Below are 20,097 nucleotides of genomic sequence, written 5' to 3'. Positions count from 1 at the left end.
ATCAGGCCTTCCCGACCAGTTTGGCCAGTTCGAGGAAGCGATCGACGTACCAGTGAGGCTGCGTCTCGCGGGGACATTGCGGGCTGGTGAGGTTCTTGCCGTACTTGAGGCCCTTCTCGGTGACAGACCAGAAGTCGACCGTTTCCTGCTTGGAGTTCTTGCGCTGCATGGTCTTGAGGAAGCCATGGCCCGCCAGGGCGCGATTGAAACCGGGCGCAGTGCTGCTGATTCCGTTGTCCTTGATCAGCGCGGTGACAGCCTTGGTCGGCATGGAAGTCCCGCCAGTCGCGTCAGGAGCAGCGTCTACGGCGTAGCCGGGCAGGAACTTGGCGTCCAGCCCATTGTTGGCGGCGATCTGTGCCAGCATCATCATCTTGCTGGACGGCGCCGGCTTGAGCAGTCGGTCGAAACACTCCAGGATGGCAAGCTCCCCGACGATCTTGGAATTGTTGGTTGGCTGCACTGAGAAGCTGCCAGTCTTGCGGATGCTTGGCAGAACCGGGCCGACAACCCATTCTTCGAACTGCTCAGCAGATGGAAGCTTGGACTTCATCACCAGTCGGTAGAGATCTCGCTCTGGGATGATCTGCACCGCCCGCACCTGACCTCCCATTTCGGTATGGCAGGTATTCACCGCCTTGCAGTGAGCATTGATGGCTTTCGAAGTGTTCGCGTATCCCAAGGCTTCAGCGATGTCCTTGGCAATGAACCAGGGCTCGCCTTGACCATCGACAACCCGGATCGGAGAACCATGGAAATCGAACGGGGTTACAGCAGAAGTGCGCGACACGTTTTGCGATTGCAGAAAGTGTGTCGCGTGATTGGCGCGGATGTTGCCGGTGTTTGTGGATGTGTGCATAATCGCCTCACTTAGTTGCATCGAATCAGCCGGGGCGCAATCCCGGCTTTTTTGTGTCTGTGATTTGGCGATCCCTTAACAGGGACCATTTCTTTCGAGTCCCTAATAAGGGACAAACCGGTCATCCCACAGGGCCAAACGGGACTACGTTCTCGCTGGGTCTTGAGCGGCGCTGCGCGAGGTACTGCGTAGCCATCCGGACAATTTGCGAGGACAGGTCGTCGGTACTGATGCCAGCCTCTTCGGCCCACTTCTCGAGATCCTCGAAGTCGTTCTTTCTGAACCGGCCTATCTCCACTTCGTTTCGCTGCTCCGTTGCTATAGGCATCGATCCCCCTATGACCTGATTAGGCTCTGAGTTTTTTTTCGTTAATCAGCGGGAGCAGCCCTTGCTCTTTCTTGAGCTCCAGGGCCGCCCGAATGATTTCGCGAGCCAGGACGCTGTGCTGAAGCTTCAGCTCGTGCGCGACCTCTTTGAGCTCAAGAAAATCTTCGTCATCCAGACGAACCTTGACCTGGTGGTCGTGGCGGTGGGCTTTGTCGTCATAGGCCATCAGGTGTTCCCCTGCGTTGGGACTGGATGAAGACTTGTCAGTTACGTTTCAGGGCCTACTCAGGCCTTGCGATAAAACGGTGCTACGGTTCCCCGCGGATTGCGGGGCTTGGTTCGGTTGGCCAGTTCTCGACGCAGCAACTCGGCGGCCAGTTCTTCGGGGGTGACTCCCCTTTTCTCTGCTTCCCGCTCAAGTTGCGCCATCCGCCCCTGGTCCAAGCCGACCTGTTCGATAGGCATGGGACCTCCTTCGGGCCTTCAGGCCACGTTGTGTTCGCTTGTATCCTCGGCAGACAAGGCGGCCAGCTGGGCCTCCAGCAGTTCACGGCACAACACGGCGCGTTGCGTGCGATGAAATTTCGCCAGTGCCTGGATCAGATCGAAGGTGTCCTCATCGACCCGGACCTTGATCTCGCGGTCATGCAGGTGCTTGGGGTTGGCGTACATGCGGTCATGCTCCTTGCGATAGAAATTTGTTAGGCGGCGGATTTCTTTAGAGCTGTCTGCGCCGGAAAGGACTTGAGCTCGTGCGCTTCAAAGGTCCCGTCCAGATTGCAGGTGACGGAAATATTTCTCTCCGCCGTGATGGCCTTACTGATTGCGGCAGGGCTGACCCCAAGAGCCTTGGCCGCAAAGGCCTGCCCTTTCGTAGCAACCAGCTCTGCAAGTGGGATCTGCTTCATTCTGGAAATCTCGAATGGTGTTTTCGAGATCAATATTAACCGCCGGTTAGCTTTCTAGCAATACCGCCGGTTGCCGCAAATAAATTAACCAACGGTTAAATTTCACGGATGAGCAAAAAGAAAGAACTTTCCCCAGAGTTAAAAGCTGAATGCGACGCCGCGAAGGCGCTTTTCGTAGCGAAAAAGAACGCCCTCGGACTCACCCAGGCAAGTCTTGCAGAAGCGGCTGATATCTCTGCTGCAGCTGTCGCGATGTACCTGAATGGCACCAATCCGTTAAACGCGAAATTTGCGGTCGTGCTGTCACGTCTGCTTGAAGTGCCTATCGAAAAATTCAGCAGGAGGCTCGCGAACGAGATAAGCGAACTAACGAGCGAGACCGATCGCGTGGAGGCTCCAACGCAGAGCGCTTCGGCTGCCGATATGGTTCGTCAAATGCTGGCAAAGCAGGGAAAAGGTCTGTCAGACGAAGCGCGGAATCGGCTTCTGGCTGCGGCTGAGGAGCCGAGCAATGTCATCACTGCTGACTTTTCTCGCCCCGGCCTGGTCGGTGACGAAATCAGAATTGCGCACTACGACATCCGCGGCGCAATGGGAGATGGGCAAAAAGCAGCTGACTTTCCCGAAATGCTCAAGGATATCCGCGTCAGTCAAAGGCATCTTCGCGAGCTTGGTGTTGAGTACGAGGATTACAACTACCTCAAGCTTGTCACGGGCTGGGGTCAGTCGATGGAGCCGACGATCAAGCATCGCGACCCTTTGATCGTCGATATCAGCATCAGGGACTTCGTCGGTGACGGCATCTACCTGTATTCGTGGGACGACCTGCTGTACATCAAGCGTATGCAGGTCGCGGACGCTGACAATTTCGAAATCATTTCAGATAACGCACGGCATACACCCAAGCGGATAAGGCGCGAAGACACGCACATTCTGGCGCGTGTGCTGCTGGTGTGGAATGCGCACCTGGTTTAGCCGCTGCCTTATTGTCGTAGCCCGTTATTAACCAATCGAGAGCCGTCCAGCCCGGCCGGTTAAATGCTGAAATTATTCTGCTGGGGAGCAGCCCCCCCGCACCTTTAGAATTCGCAGGAAGCAGATCGCCATGAAGGACGTTGTATTTGTTGATGGGCCGGAATCTTTCCTAAGCTCCCTAGATCAGATTGGTGATTTTGGCGGAGGGCTTCCCGTCTTTAGAGGCTGGCCCATTTTCGACGTTAAGGTGGAAGGTGATCGATATAAGGGTACGTTGACGCCTAAGCTGATGCTGGGCCTTATCGAGTTCCAAGAGCAGTTGATGCGAGCCTATACGGAAATTAGGTACGGCTCATCATCCCTTGCTAAGCTGACGGCAGCCGAGAAGGCTGAGCTCGAGCTTATTTTCCACATCACCGAAGGAAGCACTGATGGCCAGGGCCCGCTTGATAATGCTCTCAACAAAATCATATCGGCCCTTCCCATGAACAAAATGAGCGGCGGACAAGTCACAGCGCTGCTGATTGTTGCAGTGCTGTGTTTTGCTGGTTACATGGTTTTTACCGGCTGGAACCATTCCGACCTGGAAAAGGCAAAGCTGGCAAGCGCAGACAAGACCTCTCAAACTCAAGCCGCGCTGGTTTCTAAACTTGCTGACGCCCTCGCCTCAAGCAGGCTCCCGCCAGAAGCGGTAGCTATAAAGGACCGAGCCGCTGAGGGTTATCGAGCTATCGTTATAGGGGCACCGGATGCCTCATCCATAGATATTCAAGGCGAGCACTTTAATGCTGATGAGCTCGATAAGATCCGAGCTCAGGAGCCGCCAATCAAGACGCGCCAAGAGCGACGGGAGGATGTATATATCGAGATGATTAAGCGTCATCCCGAGTATCTGTCGTTGACGCTTAGGCTTCCGGGTCAGGACTATACATTTCCAGGCAGAGTGGATCTCTCGAAGTTCGACCAGCAGAAAATAAATCAACTTTTCGATTCGCTGCGCGACTCAAGCCCTCTACGTATTTTCCATTACTCGGCTGAGCAAAAGGAGAAAATTGTCCGCACTGACGTCCTAGCAGTGGATGACATCACGGTCGCACGGAATGCCCGGCCTTCCCAGTAGTAATATTTCAATCAGATAAGCCCGCCACTCAGCGGGCTTTTTCATGCTCGTCAGAAAGGCGCCGGCTCTCCTACCGGCTCGTATACCTCCACCGGCCGATCCTCTTCGGCGCTCGCCTCCCACCTCAGCGTCACCGACTCATCGTCGTTGAACGTCATATCTATGCCGTCAGTCTCGGACAGCAAGCCCATCACCTCCTCCCACTCCCTGTCTCCGTCTGTATCCAAGCGATGGATCGTTACCCAGCGCTGAATCTGCGCAACCGGGTGATTGATCATTGACGAGACCCTCAGACCAAGCCGCTCTATCCCGCTTACTTCCTGTCGCTCTAGTGGATTCCCCTGTTTTTTCGCCTTTGCCATTTCCGCCTCCAAACACTGTATGTATATCCAGCAAAAAACCAAGCATACGACGCCAGCTCGAAAAATAAATTAACCGGCGGTATTGACTGCGTATAAACCGGCGGTTAATTTAACCCCATCGCAGACCAGTCCCCACATCGGGACCTGCTGCGAAGGGCCTCAAAGGGCCTGACCGCTCTTTAACAAACAGACGTGACCACCGCGACGTACCCAGGCCATCACCTGGGTCGGAAGAAGCTAAATCGCCGCCCATGCAGCCTCTGGATAGCTGCCGTACTCCCACATGTGAGTGCGCGAAACCACGCAAGCCAGCCAGGAAGAACACCGGACACGAAATGTGTGACCTGGCCAGAGATATGAATCCGGCGATGCGCGTGGTGGAGAAACGGAATTTTTCACTGATGCACCTGGTTACCCGGGTGCATTGGGAAAACAACCGGAGCAACGCCATGAACCAAACAACTCAACAACCCGTGAAATGCGCTCGCTGCTACCAGCCGGTAGAGAAACCGATCTACCGAACCATCCAATTCATAGGTTTTGACGGCATGCGAAAGCGCTCCATGAGGGAATCCCTGCCGTTTTGCAGTGATGAGCACGCCAGCCATGAGCAGATGAGTCGCGAAGGCTGAATGCATCACCTCTGCCCATTCAGCGAGTGGGCAGACGGATGCGGACGAAACTGCGGCCTATAACCGCCCACCTGCGTCAACCCACAGAGCCGATCTGTGAGGCCAGTGTTACTAGCGCTGGCTAGATGATTTCTCGACCAGCCTTGTCGGGTATCGGCAGCAAGGAATGGCAGCCCTATCTCACTAGGGAGTCGAACACCTGCTTGCAGTGAGCCAAAAGCAAGCCGACTTGCCGCCGTAAGCGGCTTCCACCTCGACACCACCCGCATGCACTCCCCTCCGCGCCCAACGGCAACCAGCGGAAAGGATGAGTGCAGCCGAGTTTTGTTGGATCAATCAACGAATGGAGAAAGCCATGGATTTTCAGCCCCCAGATCCCGAACGCTTCGGGTCGTGCTTGAAGTGTCACAGTCTGGTTGAAGAGTCGGAGCAATCCGGTGGCATCTGCTTTGAGTGCCATGCCGTGGATGCCGGTAAAGAACCTGCATTCCCAGTTGGCGCAAACGAATATGGCGGTCATGGAACCTGCTTTGGGCTCTCTGTTCGCGACTACTTCGCGGCCAACGTTCAGCTCTTTTTTGACGATTACAGCGTCACGTACGCCGCTGGCGTTGTTGGTCGTGACATGCCCGATTACGCGGCTTACCCACTGGAAAACGCGAAGTTTTGGGGCGAGTTCAGGGCCCGCATGCGTTTCGTAGAAGCCGACGCCATGCTCGCCGCTCGCGCCAAGTAACCCACAGCCACTCTGGAGGCGACCATGGCAACCAGCTATGCAGACAGTGCGCAGGCCCGGGAGTGGGACAGGCGCTACGACGCTTGGGGGCGCGAGAAGAAAGCGCGGCCCGACGAGTTCCACGACTACGAAGCTGCCGAGCAGATTCGCACCCAGGCGCTGATCGATCGGGACGCGCGCTTGCTGGAAGAGCGCAAAAGCCTCAAGCGGCGCATTGGTCTGGCCATGATGAAAATGGAAATGGTTTGCCCTCCCGGCGGAGGCGCACATGAACGGTGAACAACGCGACCACCAGACGGCGGTCAACTGGATCGAGGGCGAGATCGACAACATGATCCGCGACCTTGGTAAGCCCAACGCCAGTTCCGCGGCGACATCGTCAATCACGCTGGCCTTCATGCTGCGCGTCATAAATGAAGACGAGCACCGGCACTACAGGGCTCGAATCGACCAGATCTACGCCACTTACAACGAATCGATCAAGCAGGGAGTCGCAGCATGACCATCATCGCCCGCAACGCCAAAGCAATGACCGAAGCCCTGCACCGACAGGGCTTTTTTCTGGTCGCTGATCTGCCAACCCGCATCAAGATCCAGTCGCGGCGCGGGATGCTTATCGCGCGGTTGTCGTGACTCAGCGGCAGCGGGTGAGACGCCTGCTGATCTGGCGCGGATCTTTCTCGGCCATCACCACCCTCTCCCTTCTGATGCTGCTCAGCGCTCTGGCTGATCGCGTCACTCAATAAACCCAACACCCTTCAAGGCTGCGCACCGCGCGGCAAGGAATTGTCATGTCCGCAAATACTAAACAAGCACTCGCGCAAGAGTCGCTCGAAATGAGCGAAACCGAGGACTCTCAAAAACCTGTCGTCCCTGCGGTTGCCGTTACCGACATCGCCGAATATCGGCCGCACGAAGAGCAGATCGTTCGTCTGGAAACCACCTACGCGAAGTTGGTCGTTGACTGCTCGACCAGCGAAGGTTTGGCGAATGCGAAGGAAGTTCGTGTCGACATCCGCGACGTGCGCTATGCCCTGGCGCAAACCACCAAGACGGCGCTCGTCCCCTATCAACAGAAAGTCAAAGATGCCCAGGCTCGCGTCAACCAGATTAAGGAGTTCGGCGAGGCGTTGAAGGATCGAGTCTTGGCAATCGAGGCGCCTGTTGACGAAGCAATCAAGGCCGAAGAAAAGCGCGTAGCTGACGCCAAAGCCGAGCGCGAGCGTGTCGAAGCTGAACGTGTCGAAGCCATCCGGGCGAAGATTACCCGCTTCAGTTCCGTCGCTGCCGCCTATGCAAACCGCAGCGCTGCTGATGTCGCAAGCATTCTGCAAAGCGTCAAGGAATCGGTAATTCTTCCCGAAGAATATGCCGAGTTCGAAGCAGAAGGCACCATCGCTCGCGACAACGCTATTGAGCAGCTTGAAACGCTGCACAGGTCTGCGGTTGAACGAGAAGAGGCTGCCGCCAAGCTGCTGGCCCAACAGAAAGAACTCGACGAGCTGCGCGAGAAGCAGCGTATCGCTGATGCCGAAGCTGAGGAGTTGCGCAAACAACGCGCCGAGGAAGATCGCAAGCGTCTGAAGCAACAGCAGGACGAGCTGGACCAACAGCGCCGCGACATGGAAGCACAGCAACGCCAACAGCGTGAGCAGCAGGAAGAGCAACAGCGCCAGCAGCGTGAACGCGACGCCCAGTATCAGCGTGATCAGGACGAGCTGGCCCGCCTGCGCGCCCAGGCTTCCGCACCGACCCCGGTCACTATCGCAGCTTCGCCTCTGGTCGCAGAAAAGGCTGAAGCCCCCATCAGAACAGATGCGGTGGCTGCTGAATCCGACGAGGTGACTACGACCGCGCCATCAGTCGACGACATTGTCGAGGTTGTAGCCCTGGGCTTCGACGTGGACCTCGACACTGCTCGCGCCTGGCTTCGCGCCATCCGCTTCTAACCACCTTTCCATCTATAGGCCGACACATTCACTGTCGGCCACGGAGAGCGCAATGACCGACTCAGACACCCAAGCACCAACGGGCCTCGCCACCTACCACGATCCTTCGCACAACGCGGCAGCCCTCATCCTCGACCCAGGCACCATGAAGTCGATGAGCGACCTCGCGCTGATGATGTCGAAGGGCGTGACGACAGTCCCCAAGCATTTGAAGGGCAATCAAGCTGACTGCATGGCGGTGGTGCTACAAGCAATGCAGTGGCAGATGAACCCATTCGCTGTTGCGCAGAAGACGTTCATCGTCAACGGCGGTGCATTGAGCTACGAGGCTCAGCTCGTCAACGCAGTGATCACCTCCAAGGCGCCGGTGAAGGGTCGCTTGAACTTCGAATGGTTCGGTGCCTGGGAAAACGTCATCGGGAAGATGCGCGAAGTCACCAGCAGAACCAAGAAGGACGAGGACACTGGCGAGTTCAAGAAATACCGCGTTCCTGCCTGGAGCTTTGACGATGAAAAAGGTCTCGGGATCAAGGTCTGGGCAACCTTCAAAGGCGAAGACGAACCGCGCACTTTGGAGCTTCTGCTCACTCAGGTCCGCACCCGGAACTCCACGCTTTGGGCGGAGGATCCGAAGCAGCAGATTGCCTACTTGGTGACTAAAAAATGGGCTCGACTCTTCTGCCCTGACGTCATCCTCGGCGTTTATACACCCGATGAGTTCGAAGACTCATACGGCGGCGAAATCGATATCACCCCCGCGAAACAGGCTTCGAACACCGCTGCCGCTGCTGGCGTTTCGTTCGGCCCGAAATCCCCGTCGCCGGAAATAGACGGAGTATTCGCAGACCTTTTGGTCGTCGCGAAACGGCAGGACATCGACGCCTATGCAACAGCCTGGGCAGGTCTCAAGCCTAAGCAGCGCGCAGCGATCGGCCTGGAATGTCACGAAGCGCTCAAGAACATGGCGGCAACCGTTGACGGCGACTTTACCGATATGACTGGCACCAATGAAGGCCTGACTCAGGCCGAGGAAGCGGCGTAGTGAGAGCGGAACTTCAGGGCACTGAAAAGTGGCATGCAGACCGATCTGGCCGCGTGACAGCCAGCCGGTTTAAAGACGTGATGGCCTGGGGGAAGCCTGATAAAAATGGGAAGCGCGAACCTATGGGTGCGCGCACCTCATACATGCGCGAACTGTGCTTCGAGCGACTGGCAAAGAAGTCCAAGCACGATGTCAGCAGCGCTTCCTTGAAGTGGGGCCACACCGAAGAACAGAAGGCTCAGGACGCCTACGAGATGTTGACCGGCAACATCGTCATGCCGTCAGAGTTCATCGTTCACCCGAAGTACGACTGGCTCGGCTGTTCGCCAGACGGCCTTATAAACGATGACGGCGGGACCGAGTCGAAGTGCCCTTTCAATGAGGCGATACACGTCAGGACTTGGCTCGAAGGCATGCCCGAGGAGCACATGCCGCAGGTCCAGGGCTGCATGTTCGTTACGGGACGGAAATGGTGGGACTTTCTGTCGTTCGATTCACGTCAAGATGAAGAGTGTCAGCTCTACGTTGAAACGATTTATCGCGACGAAGACTACATCGCCAACCTGCACAAAGAGCTTGTCCAGTTCAACCTGGAACTGAATCGCATGGTTGATGAGGTCGCGGACAAAGCGCGGGCGCAAGCACATAGATTAGGAGCTTGAACATGATCAGCAACCACCTCAGTCTGGTCGAGCAGCATCGACCCAAGTCAAACGAACTGGCAGCCCAGGTCGAGCAGTACCTGGCCGCTGGCGGCAAGATCGAAGAAGCCGAGCCCTACAACTACAAGCCCAAGCCGATCAGCTACAGCAACCAGATGCCGCCGGCGCCGAAGCCATTTGTTCGGCGCCGGGTTGAATCGCCTCCCCCGCCACCAACTGCATTCGATGCCCGCCAGCAGGCACGCGAAAGGCTGGTCGATCAAGTTCGTGGGTTGAGCGGCACGCACACCCAGGTGGAAGTTGCGGCAGCCGTCGGCATCAGCAGGAAGGCTATCTACAACATCGCCAAAGAGCATGACATCACATTCCAGCGCCCAGCCCGGGGCGGTGCAAATGACGCGCTGCGCAAGGAGCAAGCAGATGCTAGAGACGCGAAGTATGCCGAACGGATCAGGGCCTTCATGGAGCTTGGAATCTCCCGGCGCCAGTGCTGCGGGAAGCTGGCCATCGGCAACAAAGCGTTCGAGCGAATCATTGCCGCCCATGGCATTGACTACCCGAAAGCGCGCCAAGGTAGTAATTCATGCGCCGCATAGCTCGCGTCCAGCAACGCAAACGACAAACCTGGCTGGAATTGCCGGCCAGCGGAATAGAAGAGGTATCCCATGGCAGCCGCGCAGAAAGAACGATCGGCAAAGACTGCGGCGAGGCGAAAGACTCGCGGCGAGGAAGAAATCAGGCTGCACTGCATGGCCGGAACACGCCAAGCACTCGCTGATTTGATGGCCTGGAGCGGCATCGAGGAACAGGGCGAGGCAATTACGCTGATGATTCACCGGCTACATGAGTTAGGGCCTCAAAAGTGCCTGCCGATGCTGGATCCGCCGCGACACGTTATTGAGTTATCCCAAAACGTGTCGCTGGCTTTTCACCGGAAGAGCCTGCTGATGATTCAGAAGGATCCGGGCGACGAAATATCCGCGCCGTTAGACGACGCCTAAAAGGCCATTAACGTAGGCCATGATGACGCTTCCATAACCCCAGATCACGGTTCCTATTAGTGAAATCACAAAAGCAGTGCCTTTGAGAAAGCTCGCCCAAGACTCGAAATTTTTGTAAAGCTGAAATTTCTGCACCCGCGGGGGGTTGCTCTTGATACGAATCTTCCCTAGACATTCATCCATGAGGCTAATGACGAGTAGAGAAAATATCGTCGTGATGGCACCGCTACGTTCTAGCCAGTCGCCAGGGCTTTCACTCCATGGCTTCAACGCTACAAAAAAATTATTGGCCAATAAAGGCGCGAGGGTGGCCATCCCTAGCGCAGTTATCGCCAGCCAGATATTTACTTGAATGCGTTTCCGCCCCGTTAATTTCCGGCCAAAAAAAGCTGGTCTCGCTGCTCTTAGCCACGGCCTATAAGGTTTTCCAGTTACAGAAGCAGCCCTGCGCAGCACCAAAAACGATGCACGGATGTTATTTGCGGCAGCGTCCAATCTAGTTAACGTTGCAAACCTGTCTAACTCACTTGGAATAGACAGTTTGAGTGACTTACACGCTGACACTCCAGATTCCATTTCTGCTTTGATCCTCATGAATGGAACAAGCATCTCCTCATTTGGGAAATTGGTTAAGTCCACGCTACTTAACGTAATCATGTGAGCTTCTGTAGCCATCAGCAGTGCGTCTGGAAAGGACGTCTTACTCCAATCAATCTCGTCCACTTCGTCGCGAAGCGCAGAAATTGCCCCATCTGCTCCGAGAGCGATGTTAACGATTGCATGCTTCATGACCCTCGTCTTATCAGACTGCTCCCTGCGAAGACGCTTTTCCGGCCATTTTGCGACAACTATAGCTACGACAATAGTAATCAGGACCCCTAACGCCTGAACCCATGACGCCAGCCCTGGATGGCTCTCAATCCAAATCGAAATACTTTCCCAGCTCATAACCCACTCCCCTGTAAACCCCGGAACTATACCGGCGAGGATCCCCTATGTCCGCACTCCAGAAAAAACATCAGTTCATCCATGGTCAGCCGAGCATGGGCCTGCCCTTCCCGAAAGAACTGGTGGTAGATCTGTTCGCCGGCGGTGGCGGCGCGAGCACCGGTATCGCCCGGGCCTACCGGGAGCCGGATGTGGCGGTAAACCACAACCCAATCGCCCTGGCTGTGCACCGCGCCAACCACCCGGCCACAGCGCACTATGTTGCTGACGTGTTCGAGGTTGATCCAGCCCGCGCCACTGGAGGCCAGCCGGTCGGCATCCTTTGGGCATCGCCGGACTGCCGCCACCACAGCAAGGCGAAGGGCGGAGCACCCCGCGACCGCAAGGTGCGAGGCCTGGCCTGGGTGGTCGTCCGCTGGGCATTTGCCACCCGGCCGCGCCTGATGTTTCTGGAAAACGTCGAAGAGTTCTGCGACTGGGGGCCAATTGACGAGGATGGCCAGCCGATCAAGGCAGAGCGTGGTCGCACTTTCCGCTCATTCATTGCCGCGCTGAGCACCGGCCTGCCAGCCGATCACCCTGATATGTCGGAGATACTCCAATCCATCGGCGAGTTCGTTCCAGCTGAAAGCCTCGTTCGCGGACTTGGCTACAAGGTCGAATGGCGGGAGCGCATCGCGGCAAACGCCGGTGCCCCAACCATCCGCAAGCGTCTCTACCTGGTAGCGCGCAGTGACGGACTTCCGATCGTCTGGCCTGAACCGGTACGCCACAAGAAGCCGACGGCGAAGCAGCTGCCATGGCGAGCGGCGGCGGAATGCATCGACTGGAGCAACCTCGGGCGCACGATATTCCGTGATAAGCCGATGGCCGAGAACACCATGCGCCGCGTGGCCAAGGGCTGCTGGCGGCACGTGCTCACCAGCGCCAAGCCTTTCATCGTCCCCATGCGCGGCACGTCATCGGCGCACACCAGTACCCACGGCACGAATGAAGCAGTGTCGACCATCAGCGCCGGCGGCACACATCACGCTCTGGTGCAGCCGGTTGCCGCGCCATTCCTCACCGAATGCGCGAACGGATCCTCCCAGCGTAACTTCGATGCTGAGGAGCCGCTTCGCACGCAGGTCGCACAGGTAAAGGGTGGGCACTTTGCGATGGTCGCCGCACACCTCACGGCATTCGGCCAGAACGCCGTCGGCATTACCCCTGACGAGCCGTTGCAGACAGTAATGGCCGGAGCCGCCCGGCATGGATTGGTTTCAGCCTCGATGGTTACATTGCGCAAAGGCTCAGTCGGCGCCGATGTCGATAGCCCCGTGGCAGTGGTTGCAACCAGCACCGGGCACCATGCCTTGTCGACAGCGTTCTTCGAGCAGGCGAACGGAGGCTTCTATGACGGAGACGGCCGCGCAGCCGACACGCCGCTGTCGACCATCTGCCAATCCGGCGCCAACCAGCGACTGGTGAACGCTTACCTGGTGAAGTACTACGGCAATGAGAAGGATGGTATTTCGCTGGCCGAACCCATGCACACGCTGCCTACCAAGGACCGTGTTGCGCTGGTGGAGGTTGTGCAGGTGCCGGACACCCTGACGCCTGAGCAGATGGAAGGTGCACGCCGCTGCGCCGCCTTCATGCACGAATACCTGCCAGAGCACTTCAAGGACCCGGCCGAAATGGTCATGGTCGGAGGCTATGTGCTGGTCGACATCACCCTGCGCATGCTGCAACCGCCAGAGCTGAAGGCGGCGCAAGGCTTCGACAAGGACTACATCATCGATCGCGGGTTGTTCGTCGACCCGATCACCGGCGCCGAAGAGTGGCGCGACATCAACAAAACGGATCAGGTGCGACTGATCGGCAACAGCGTCTGTCCGGACGAAGCTGAAGCCCTTGTTGCCGCCAACGCTGCCGACATCATCGAGCTCTACCAGCGCCTCGCGGCCTGACTCACGCAAACCACACCTGCCAAGGCATCGTGTTGAGCCATTCGATTAATCGGAAAAGACAACTGCTGATCTGCTCAGCTAACAACTGGAAAAACAGTTCTTCAAGTAGTCGAATTATCACGGCGCCACACCTCACTTAGAAGGCAGAAAGCCTTCGGTGATGCCCATGATAATTAGGAACTCAGGAGGTAAAGGCTAGATACGTAATTAGTTGTTGTGCTTGCTCCATTCCCTCCACCGCCCGGGCATGACCCGGAATAGGACGCCCCATGCCCACAGAAAACCGAAAGGCCTATCACGTTGGTGAAGGATCCGAAGGTGAGCACGTCATCACCTTCGCCTGCAGCAGTGCCCAGGCACGCCGCGAAGGCGGGAACGAACTGAATCTGACCTTCGAGGAGGTAAGCTTTTGTCGCCGCGCGCCGTGGGCAGACGAATTCGCCGGCCAGCCGTTCATTCCCGCAAAGGCGTACCACGATCAAGGCTGGTGGCTGTACTGCAACAACTGCGAGACGCAGCTCTATGAGGACGCCGAGGACGAAGATGGCAACCCCCTGCAGATCGTTTATGCAGGGAGGCATGCCTACTGCGATCAGGACTGCAAGGATTCGCGGGATAAGTTGATCGCCGACGCTAATGCCAAGGGCGACGCCTTCAAGGAAAAAGTGCTGGCCGAGCGACCTGATCTGACGTTCGGAGAATTCAGCATTGGATACCCACACATCACTATGTCCGCCACCTTCAAGTTCCCAGGCTGCCAATACGGCGGCTCTGTACGTGATCAGGAGGACAGCGGCGAGCTGCACTGGTACATCGCCCAGGGTGACAAAGCTGCGTGGGACCTTTATCAGCGGGGCCGCGCAGCATGAGTGGCAACAGCGTCAGCCCGCCGCCGATGGCCGCATTGGCGATGGCAAATGACCCTTGGAGATCGGCAGCGGGTGACCTTCGAGCAGCCTAATCAAAGCTGATCAATGTTCTTCCAAGTGGGGAACTTCTCGCGGATGACTTTAACGGCATCGGAGTAGTAACTCTCCCCCTTAGCTTCAAGGATAGGCAGACGTTTCTCGCCATCGTGGACGGTAAGCCCGCTCATATTGCTCCACCTGTGGCGCCAGTAAAACTGGTCTTCGGCTTCAACGTATGAAAGTGACCACCACGACTCATTGCGGCCATTCAAACCTTTGGTTCCTAACTCGAAATACATAGATCCACCCCTGAGTTCACGAAAGCCTACAACCCTAACCCAAGCGGTAATTTGCCGCTACTGGAGAGGTTTCCCATGCCCACAGAAAACCGCCTCGACTGCCCGGCGCTGCACAAGCGCAGCAACAGTTACCCATTCGGCGACCGCGTGCCGCGCACGGTCCGGATGCTAAAGACCGTCACCACCGACCCAATGCTTGGCATCGGCCTGGCCTACATCAAAGGCAAAGCACCGATCGCCAATGCCGGCCAGTCGTACCAGGTGTGGACGAACAGCCACGGCGCTGTTGCAGCAGTGATGTCCGACGGTGAGCGCCTGGGCCTGCGCCCGGCTGAGTTCGAGGTGGATAGCTGGCATGACCTTTCACCAGCTGCCAGCGAGGTCGAACGCCTCACCGCCGAGCGTGACGCCCTGCAGCTGCGCCTGAACGCAGCGGATCAGCGGATTGATGAGCTGACCGCCAAGCCATCCGACGACGAGCGCAAGCGGTTGATGGAAATCGTCGAGCGATACCCGGACGGCGATCCGCTCGAATACAGCGCCGCCCTTCGCAAAATCCAGCAGTAACTCCCTCCCCCTTCAAAGTCAGCCGCTATAGCGGCAAGGACGAAGTCATGCCTGAAGAAATGAAACCGGCTTGGCCAGAGCACTACCGCTACATCGATACCATCGGGCCTGAAGGTCTGGAGGTGCACTGCATCACCTATCAGGTGATCGGCGAAACCGCGCAGTGCTTCTACATCGGTGACAAGCATACCTGCGACCTGGTCAACGGCCCGCAATACAACTGGACCGCCGACGCAGTGAAGAAGCGCCGCAAGCGCGTCCTGAAGGAAGGTGGCACCTGGGGCCGGCGCTTTGCTTACACCGACAAGGCACTCGCGTTGCGCTCGTACAAGGCGCGCAAGTCTTGGCAGCTGCGGCACGCGCAATTGTCGATGGAACGAGCCAAGGCGGCTATCGGCTATTTCGGCAACCTTGAAGTTGAAAACACCATACCGGTCGGGGCCGTGACTATCCCGAGCGAATACATTCAGGGCCTAGGCTGGGGGGATTACTGATGATTATTGATGACGTGATGACCGACAAAATCACCCTGCATGGCCTCGGGTTCGTACAGGTTCAGCTCCAGGGCAATCAGCGCCTACACGTCTGGCACCCAGAATTGCCGCGCCGGGCCTGCTTCGAGCACTCGGCGATCCATGATCACCGCTTCGACTTTGTGTCGCGAGTGCTGGTTGGCACGCAGATCAATCACCGTTTTGATATGTGGCGTCATCCCGAGGGTGAGTTTGTGCTTTACCTGCACGAGGGGAAGCGAAGCGCCAACGGGGGGCGGCCATGGTCTGCTGACGGACGCGCAAGCATGAATCTGGCCTCGACTTTTCCTATCCACGCTGGGAGTGAATATCACACTGCCGCATACGACTATCACCGCACCGAACCTGGCGGCGATGGGCGTGTGGCTACCATCATGCGCAAGACCGAGGAGCACCCGGCCGGAGCTCACTCAACTTGCCGGGCAGGCATCGAGCCTGACACTGACTTTGATCGTTTTCAGTGGTCACCAGCCAAGCTCTGGGAGGTCGTCAGCGATGTGCTGCTCGGCCAGAAGGTGACGCCATGAAGGCCTTGAGCATTCGCCAGCCCTGGGCCTGGCTGATCATCCACGGCGGCAAGAACATCGAGAACCGGACTTGGCACACGAAGCACCGCGGGCGGTTCCTGGTGCACGCAGCCAAAGGCATGACCAATGAGGAATATTGCGACGGCCTTGAGTTCGCCATGCGTGCCGGCGATATCCAATTGCTACGCGACTTCCCGACGGCTCAGGAAATGCAGCGCGGCGGAATTATCGGATCTGTCGAGCTGGTCGACAGCCTAGATATCAGCACCTCGCCTTGGTACATGGGCGAGAAGGCGTTCCTGCTGCGCGAACCGAAGCCGCTGCCATTCACGCCACTGAAAGGCCGGCTCAACTTCTTCGAAGTCCCTGACGAACTGGTGACGCCATGATCGCCCTCGCCTGGTTCGCCTACGTGTACTGCTACAAGGGGCCACGCCGCTAAGGGTCCACCCCACCAGTCAGCTCAGGGGAGTAAGCGTGTACGCAACTGGCGAGGTGAACCAATAAACCGTAGCTCACCCCTTCAGCCCGCCTGACGCCCCTCATCTGATTTCACAATCCACCTACCAGCCTGCCGATGAACGGCGGGCGAGGATTTCCTATGGCCAACACAAAACCGGCGGTTGTCTTTGAGGCACCGCCACGCTTCATACGGGCGATGGACGCCCCTGCATACCTGGGCATGTGCCGCGCCGAATTCAAAAACACCGTCCGCCCCCACGTTAGGGAATTCCCCATTGGAAAACAGGGGGTTGCCTTTGACCGGCTTGAGCTGGACGCGTGGGCAGATGCCTACATCGAGTCGATGGCAATTGAAAAGGCCGCCAATCAGGACAACAATCAGCCCCGCAGTGGGCGCCAAGGAGTCAATAAATGGCGCGAAAAACAATCTCCGGCCTCTACGAGAGGAACGGAATTTGGCACATCGACAAAGTCGTCCGAGGTCAGCGACTTCAAGAAAGCACTGGAGCAAGCGAAAGGCAGGAAGCGGAGCAGTACCTGATCCACCGCTTGGAAAAGCTCCGACAGGAAAAGGTTTACGGTGTGCGCCAGGTGCGAACCTGGCGTGAGGCGGCCACCAGGTTTCTGGTGGAGTTCAAAGACCAGGCATCAATTGGCCTTTCGGCCTCGCACATTGAGCAGTTGGACCCGTACATCGGCGATCTACCGATCACCCACATAGATGACGGGACGCTGGCCACGTTCAAGCGGGACCGGCAGAAGCCAACCAAAACTGAAAAAGGGAATGTCAAGCCAGGCGTGTCGAACCGGACGGTGAACATCGCCTTGCAGCGCGTCGTTCGGATCTTGAACCTGTGCCACAGGAAGTGGCGAGATGCAGAGAAACGGCCGTGGTTGGATAGCGTGCCGATGATCTCAATGCTTGAGGAAAGGAAGTCGAGCAGAAAGCCCTACCCCTTGTCATGGGAGGAACAGTCGCTGCTGTTCGCTGAAATCCCGGATCACCTGTTGAGGATGGCGCTCTACAAAGTGAATACGGGATGCCGGGAGCAGGAAGTCTGCAAGCTTCGATGGGATTGGGAGATTCGCGTACCAGAACTGGGAACAAGCGTGTTCCTGATCCCGGCAGATTTTGGCGGGAGGAATGAAAAGTCTGGGGTGAAGAACGGTGACGAGAGGCTGGTAGTGCTGAACAAGGTGGCAATGTCAGTCATCGACGGCCAGCGCGGTCTGCATCCAACCATCGTCTTTCCATACGGGCAGCCAAACGAGTTCGGCCCGACTGCTGTTCACCGGATGAATGACACAGCATGGAAGAAAGCCAGGGTGCGAGCGGCGGCAAAGTGGGAAAAGGAGCACAAGTCACTGGCACACCCTGGGTTTCGGTCGATCAGGGTTCACGACCTCAAGCACACCTTTGGCAGAAGGCTTCGTGCAGCAGGCGTGACACTGGAGGACCGAAAGGCACTTCTGGGACACAAGAATGGAAGCGTTACGAGCCACTATTCTACCGCAGAGCTTGAACAGTTGATTGAGGCGGCAAACAAAGTATCAACGACCGATTCGAGAGGACCGGCTCTGACAATCTTGAGGAGGAAAACGGGATGAACCCCCGCAAAAGTCCCTACGCATGAAAAAGCCCAACTGGTTAGAGTTGGGCTAAGTCATTGAAAAATATGGTCGGGACGGAGTGATTCGAACACTCGACCCCTAGCACCCCATACACTTAAGGCCTGGAACTCCATGGACGAACGTACACTCTCATGGAACGCTTTAATCTAGAGTTTACGGGGATTCAGACTATATTAACGTCTACAACGATCCACTAATATCCATCGACAGCCACTTGATTCGGTGGGGCAAAAGTGGGGCAAAATTTCAAGACACTGGAATTAGACATGAGGTCGACAGTGGCAAAACTAACGGCGAAGCAACTGGAGGCGCTCACCTCCGCGGATGACGGGAGGACGCTACGCGAGGACGGTGGCCTGACTGCCAAGGTTCGCGCCGGTGTACGCGGCATTACTCTCCTATTTCGCTACGAGTTCAAACTGCACGGAACCAAACGTGATCACCGCTTGGGCAGTTGGCCGAAGAAATCGCTGGCGCAAATTCGTGCCGAGCGTGACGAAATGAGAGTGAGCATCACTAAAGGCATAGACCCCATCACCGCCCGCAAAGCCGCCAGAATCGAAGCCCAGGCTGCCATTGTCGCCACCATTGCCGAGGCCGAACGTCAGGCGGGAGAGAACAAGACAGTCACTGATCTCTTCGAGGAGTGGATTCGCGACGGCGTATCCCGCCAGGACGGAAACGCTGAACTGCGCCGCAGCTTCACTAAAGATGTGTTACCAGTCATTGGCGATAAGCCGCTGCGCAACCTCACCGAAAAAGATCTGCTCACTGTCCTACGCTCGGTCAAAGCCCGCGGCCTGAACCGCGCCGTTGTGATTCGCAGTAAGGACATCGGCCAGATGCTGCGCTGGGCTGAGAAACGCAAACCGTGGCGCACCCTAATGGTCGATGGAAATCCGGCCTACTTGATAGACGCCAACAAACTGCTCGATCACGACTACCAAGAACAACGCGACCGCGTACTTTCTCCTGATGAAATTCGCGAGTTGCGCGACATCTTCGCGCGTCTGGCACACGACTATGACGCCCTACCCGCCGGCCAGAAATACTCTGGTATCCGCCCAGTAAACCCACGCGTGCAATGCGCAGTCTGGATCTGTCTGGGTACCCTCTGCCGCATCGGAGAACTGCTCAAGTCTGAATGGAGATACGTGGATCTGGAAAAAGGGACCTGGCTCATTCCAGCCGAATCCACCAAAGGACATATGGGCAGACGTCAGGATCACCACGTGTTTATGTCCTCTTTCGTGCTGACACAATTCAAGCTATTGCAAAGGGAAAGCGGACATACGCCGTACTGCTTCCCCAGCAAAGTCGAGAAAAGCCATGTCGATACGAAGACAATTAGCAAGTTAATCGGTGACCGGCAGTGCCGATTCAAAAAACGCAGTAAACCACTTATTGGCCGCCACCACGATGACTCATTGGTGCTCAACAAGGGAAGCAAAGGTGGATGGACCCCTCACGATTTGCGCCGAACAGGCGCAACTATGATGCAAGAGCTCGGTATAACAATAGAGATAATTGATCGCTGCCAAAATCATGTACTTGGTGGATCAAAGGTTCGTCGACATTATCTTCATCATGATTATGCCAAGGAAAAAACCGAGGCTTGGAGATTGCTAGGGGTACGTCTTGAAAAAATTTTCGCAACTACTTCTAGCGATCAATTGCCTCTGTTCCCCAATTAAT

28 protein-coding genes are annotated in these 20,097 nt (G+C 56.8%); 20 read left to right on the top strand and 8 right to left on the bottom strand.

Translation table 11 applies throughout. The features are described from left to right. Position 1 precedes the first annotated feature (1 nt). The 5 genes from Q8X48_RS13050 to Q8X48_RS13030 form a co-directional block, all read right to left on the bottom strand. A complete protein-coding gene (locus tag Q8X48_RS13050; RefSeq protein ID WP_407800290.1) occupies positions 2 to 859 on the bottom strand; it encodes a BRO-N domain-containing protein in 858 nt (285 codons plus the stop codon). Between the two features lie 347 nt (positions 860 to 1,206). Continuing rightward, positions 1,207 to 1,413, bottom strand: a complete 207-nt coding sequence (locus Q8X48_RS13045) for a hypothetical protein (RefSeq protein WP_407800289.1) — start codon at positions 1,411 to 1,413, stop codon at positions 1,207 to 1,209. Between the two features lie 59 nt (positions 1,414 to 1,472). After that, positions 1,473 to 1,652, bottom strand: coding sequence for a hypothetical protein (locus Q8X48_RS13040; RefSeq protein WP_095967504.1), 180 nt, complete (start codon positions 1,650 to 1,652; stop codon positions 1,473 to 1,475). 18 nt (positions 1,653 to 1,670) lie between these two features. Continuing rightward, complete coding sequence (locus tag Q8X48_RS13035) at positions 1,671 to 1,859, bottom strand: hypothetical protein (RefSeq protein ID WP_095967503.1); 189 nt, start codon at positions 1,857 to 1,859, stop codon at positions 1,671 to 1,673. A gap of 29 nt (positions 1,860 to 1,888) precedes the next feature. Beyond that, positions 1,889 to 2,095: a Cro/CI family transcriptional regulator gene (locus Q8X48_RS13030; protein ID WP_407800288.1), complete on the bottom strand. Its 207-nt coding sequence runs from the start codon at positions 2,093 to 2,095 to the stop codon at positions 1,889 to 1,891. 108 nt (positions 2,096 to 2,203) lie between these two features. Between Q8X48_RS13030 and Q8X48_RS13025 the strand changes: the two genes are divergently transcribed. Together Q8X48_RS13025 and Q8X48_RS13020 are read left to right on the top strand one after the other, a co-directional pair. Then, positions 2,204 to 3,070 (top strand): S24 family peptidase, encoded by an 867-nt coding sequence (locus Q8X48_RS13025; protein WP_407800286.1) that lies wholly within the window; start codon positions 2,204 to 2,206, stop codon positions 3,068 to 3,070. A gap of 130 nt (positions 3,071 to 3,200) precedes the next feature. Further along, positions 3,201 to 4,190, top strand: coding sequence for a hypothetical protein (locus tag Q8X48_RS13020; protein WP_407800285.1), 990 nt, complete (start codon positions 3,201 to 3,203; stop codon positions 4,188 to 4,190). Between the two features lie 50 nt (positions 4,191 to 4,240). Here Q8X48_RS13020 and Q8X48_RS13015 read toward each other — a convergent pair whose 3' ends face one another. Next, positions 4,241 to 4,552 (bottom strand): DUF1654 domain-containing protein, encoded by a 312-nt coding sequence (locus tag Q8X48_RS13015; protein ID WP_407800284.1) that lies wholly within the window; start codon positions 4,550 to 4,552, stop codon positions 4,241 to 4,243. Between the two features lie 335 nt (positions 4,553 to 4,887). Between Q8X48_RS13015 and Q8X48_RS13010 the strand changes: the two genes are divergently transcribed. The 10 genes from Q8X48_RS13010 (at position 4,888) to Q8X48_RS12965 (ending at position 10,574) form a co-directional block, all read left to right on the top strand. Next, the gene (locus tag Q8X48_RS13010; protein WP_407800283.1) at positions 4,888 to 5,184 is read left to right on the top strand and encodes a hypothetical protein; all 297 of its coding nucleotides are present in this window, start codon (positions 4,888 to 4,890) and stop codon (positions 5,182 to 5,184) included. Positions 5,185 to 5,539: 355 nt separating this feature from the next. Continuing rightward, a complete protein-coding gene (locus Q8X48_RS13005; RefSeq protein ID WP_407800282.1) occupies positions 5,540 to 5,920 on the top strand; it encodes a hypothetical protein in 381 nt (126 codons plus the stop codon). A gap of 24 nt (positions 5,921 to 5,944) precedes the next feature. Then, positions 5,945 to 6,199 carry a hypothetical protein gene (locus Q8X48_RS13000; protein ID WP_407800281.1) on the top strand — a complete coding sequence of 85 codons (255 nt, stop codon included), beginning with the start codon at positions 5,945 to 5,947 and terminating at the stop codon, positions 6,197 to 6,199. Next, entirely contained in the window at positions 6,189 to 6,422 is a 234-nt protein-coding gene (locus tag Q8X48_RS12995) for a hypothetical protein (protein ID WP_407800280.1), read from the top strand. Before Q8X48_RS13000 ends, Q8X48_RS12995 begins: the two co-directional genes overlap by 11 nt. Continuing rightward, positions 6,419 to 6,553 (top strand): hypothetical protein, encoded by a 135-nt coding sequence (locus Q8X48_RS12990; RefSeq protein WP_263286762.1) that lies wholly within the window; start codon positions 6,419 to 6,421, stop codon positions 6,551 to 6,553. The genes Q8X48_RS12995 and Q8X48_RS12990 overlap by 4 nt, the downstream gene beginning before the upstream one ends. A gap of 158 nt (positions 6,554 to 6,711) precedes the next feature. After that, positions 6,712 to 7,869, top strand: a complete 1,158-nt coding sequence (locus Q8X48_RS12985) for a hypothetical protein (protein WP_407800279.1) — start codon at positions 6,712 to 6,714, stop codon at positions 7,867 to 7,869. A 52-nt stretch (positions 7,870 to 7,921) separates the two neighbouring features. Further along, the gene (locus Q8X48_RS12980; protein ID WP_407800278.1) at positions 7,922 to 8,911 is read left to right on the top strand and encodes a RecT family recombinase; all 990 of its coding nucleotides are present in this window, start codon (positions 7,922 to 7,924) and stop codon (positions 8,909 to 8,911) included. Beyond that, positions 8,911 to 9,573, top strand: a complete 663-nt coding sequence (locus Q8X48_RS12975; protein ID WP_407800277.1) for a lambda exonuclease family protein — start codon at positions 8,911 to 8,913, stop codon at positions 9,571 to 9,573. The genes Q8X48_RS12980 and Q8X48_RS12975 overlap by 1 nt, the downstream gene beginning before the upstream one ends. Before the next feature lie 2 nt (positions 9,574 to 9,575). After that, positions 9,576 to 10,169 (top strand): hypothetical protein, encoded by a 594-nt coding sequence (locus Q8X48_RS12970; RefSeq protein ID WP_407800276.1) that lies wholly within the window; start codon positions 9,576 to 9,578, stop codon positions 10,167 to 10,169. A gap of 69 nt (positions 10,170 to 10,238) precedes the next feature. Further along, on the top strand, positions 10,239 to 10,574 hold the full coding sequence (locus Q8X48_RS12965) for a hypothetical protein (RefSeq protein ID WP_407800275.1): 336 nt from the start codon (positions 10,239 to 10,241) through the stop codon (positions 10,572 to 10,574). Here Q8X48_RS12965 and Q8X48_RS12960 read toward each other — a convergent pair. Beyond that, positions 10,560 to 11,522, bottom strand: a complete 963-nt coding sequence (locus Q8X48_RS12960; RefSeq protein WP_407800274.1) for a hypothetical protein — start codon at positions 11,520 to 11,522, stop codon at positions 10,560 to 10,562. The genes Q8X48_RS12965 and Q8X48_RS12960 overlap by 15 nt on opposite strands. A 47-nt stretch (positions 11,523 to 11,569) precedes the next feature. Here Q8X48_RS12960 and Q8X48_RS12955 point away from each other — a divergent pair, with 47 nt between their 5' ends. Together Q8X48_RS12955 and Q8X48_RS12950 are read left to right on the top strand one after the other, a co-directional pair. Beyond that, on the top strand, positions 11,570 to 13,474 hold the full coding sequence (locus tag Q8X48_RS12955; RefSeq protein ID WP_407800273.1) for a DNA cytosine methyltransferase: 1,905 nt from the start codon (positions 11,570 to 11,572) through the stop codon (positions 13,472 to 13,474). 269 nt (positions 13,475 to 13,743) lie between these two features. Next, positions 13,744 to 14,343 carry a hypothetical protein gene (locus Q8X48_RS12950; RefSeq protein WP_407800272.1) on the top strand — a complete coding sequence of 200 codons (600 nt, stop codon included), beginning with the start codon at positions 13,744 to 13,746 and terminating at the stop codon, positions 14,341 to 14,343. A 92-nt stretch (positions 14,344 to 14,435) separates the two neighbouring features. Here Q8X48_RS12950 and Q8X48_RS12945 read toward each other — a convergent pair whose 3' ends face one another. Further along, on the bottom strand, positions 14,436 to 14,681 hold the full coding sequence (locus Q8X48_RS12945) for a hypothetical protein (RefSeq protein ID WP_407800271.1): 246 nt from the start codon (positions 14,679 to 14,681) through the stop codon (positions 14,436 to 14,438). 75 nt (positions 14,682 to 14,756) lie between these two features. Here Q8X48_RS12945 and Q8X48_RS12940 point away from each other — a divergent pair, with 75 nt between their 5' ends. From Q8X48_RS12940 to Q8X48_RS12915, 6 genes are all read left to right on the top strand, one after another. Continuing rightward, a complete protein-coding gene (locus Q8X48_RS12940; RefSeq protein ID WP_407800270.1) occupies positions 14,757 to 15,248 on the top strand; it encodes a hypothetical protein in 492 nt (163 codons plus the stop codon). A gap of 47 nt (positions 15,249 to 15,295) precedes the next feature. Next, on the top strand, positions 15,296 to 15,742 hold the full coding sequence (locus Q8X48_RS12935) for a hypothetical protein (RefSeq protein ID WP_407800269.1): 447 nt from the start codon (positions 15,296 to 15,298) through the stop codon (positions 15,740 to 15,742). After that, positions 15,742 to 16,308, top strand: coding sequence for a hypothetical protein (locus tag Q8X48_RS12930; RefSeq protein ID WP_407800268.1), 567 nt, complete (start codon positions 15,742 to 15,744; stop codon positions 16,306 to 16,308). Before Q8X48_RS12935 ends, Q8X48_RS12930 begins: the two co-directional genes overlap by 1 nt. After that, positions 16,305 to 16,697, top strand: a complete 393-nt coding sequence (locus Q8X48_RS12925) for an ASCH domain-containing protein (protein WP_407800267.1) — start codon at positions 16,305 to 16,307, stop codon at positions 16,695 to 16,697. Before Q8X48_RS12930 ends, Q8X48_RS12925 begins: the two co-directional genes overlap by 4 nt. Before the next feature lie 484 nt (positions 16,698 to 17,181). Beyond that, positions 17,182 to 18,378 carry a tyrosine-type recombinase/integrase gene (locus tag Q8X48_RS12920; RefSeq protein ID WP_407800266.1) on the top strand — a complete coding sequence of 399 codons (1,197 nt, stop codon included), beginning with the start codon at positions 17,182 to 17,184 and terminating at the stop codon, positions 18,376 to 18,378. 302 nt (positions 18,379 to 18,680) lie between these two features. Further along, complete coding sequence (locus Q8X48_RS12915) at positions 18,681 to 20,096, top strand: tyrosine-type recombinase/integrase (RefSeq protein ID WP_407800265.1); 1,416 nt, start codon at positions 18,681 to 18,683, stop codon at positions 20,094 to 20,096. Position 20,097 lies beyond the last annotated feature (1 nt).

The sequence above is a fragment of the Pseudomonas sp. QLc11A genome, from assembly GCF_052112305.1.
GTDB classification, from domain to species: domain Bacteria; phylum Pseudomonadota; class Gammaproteobacteria; order Pseudomonadales; family Pseudomonadaceae; genus Aquipseudomonas; species Aquipseudomonas laurylsulfatiphila.
The sequence above is the reverse complement of the archived record's forward strand: the minus strand, read 5'-3'. Positions and strand labels throughout refer to the sequence as shown.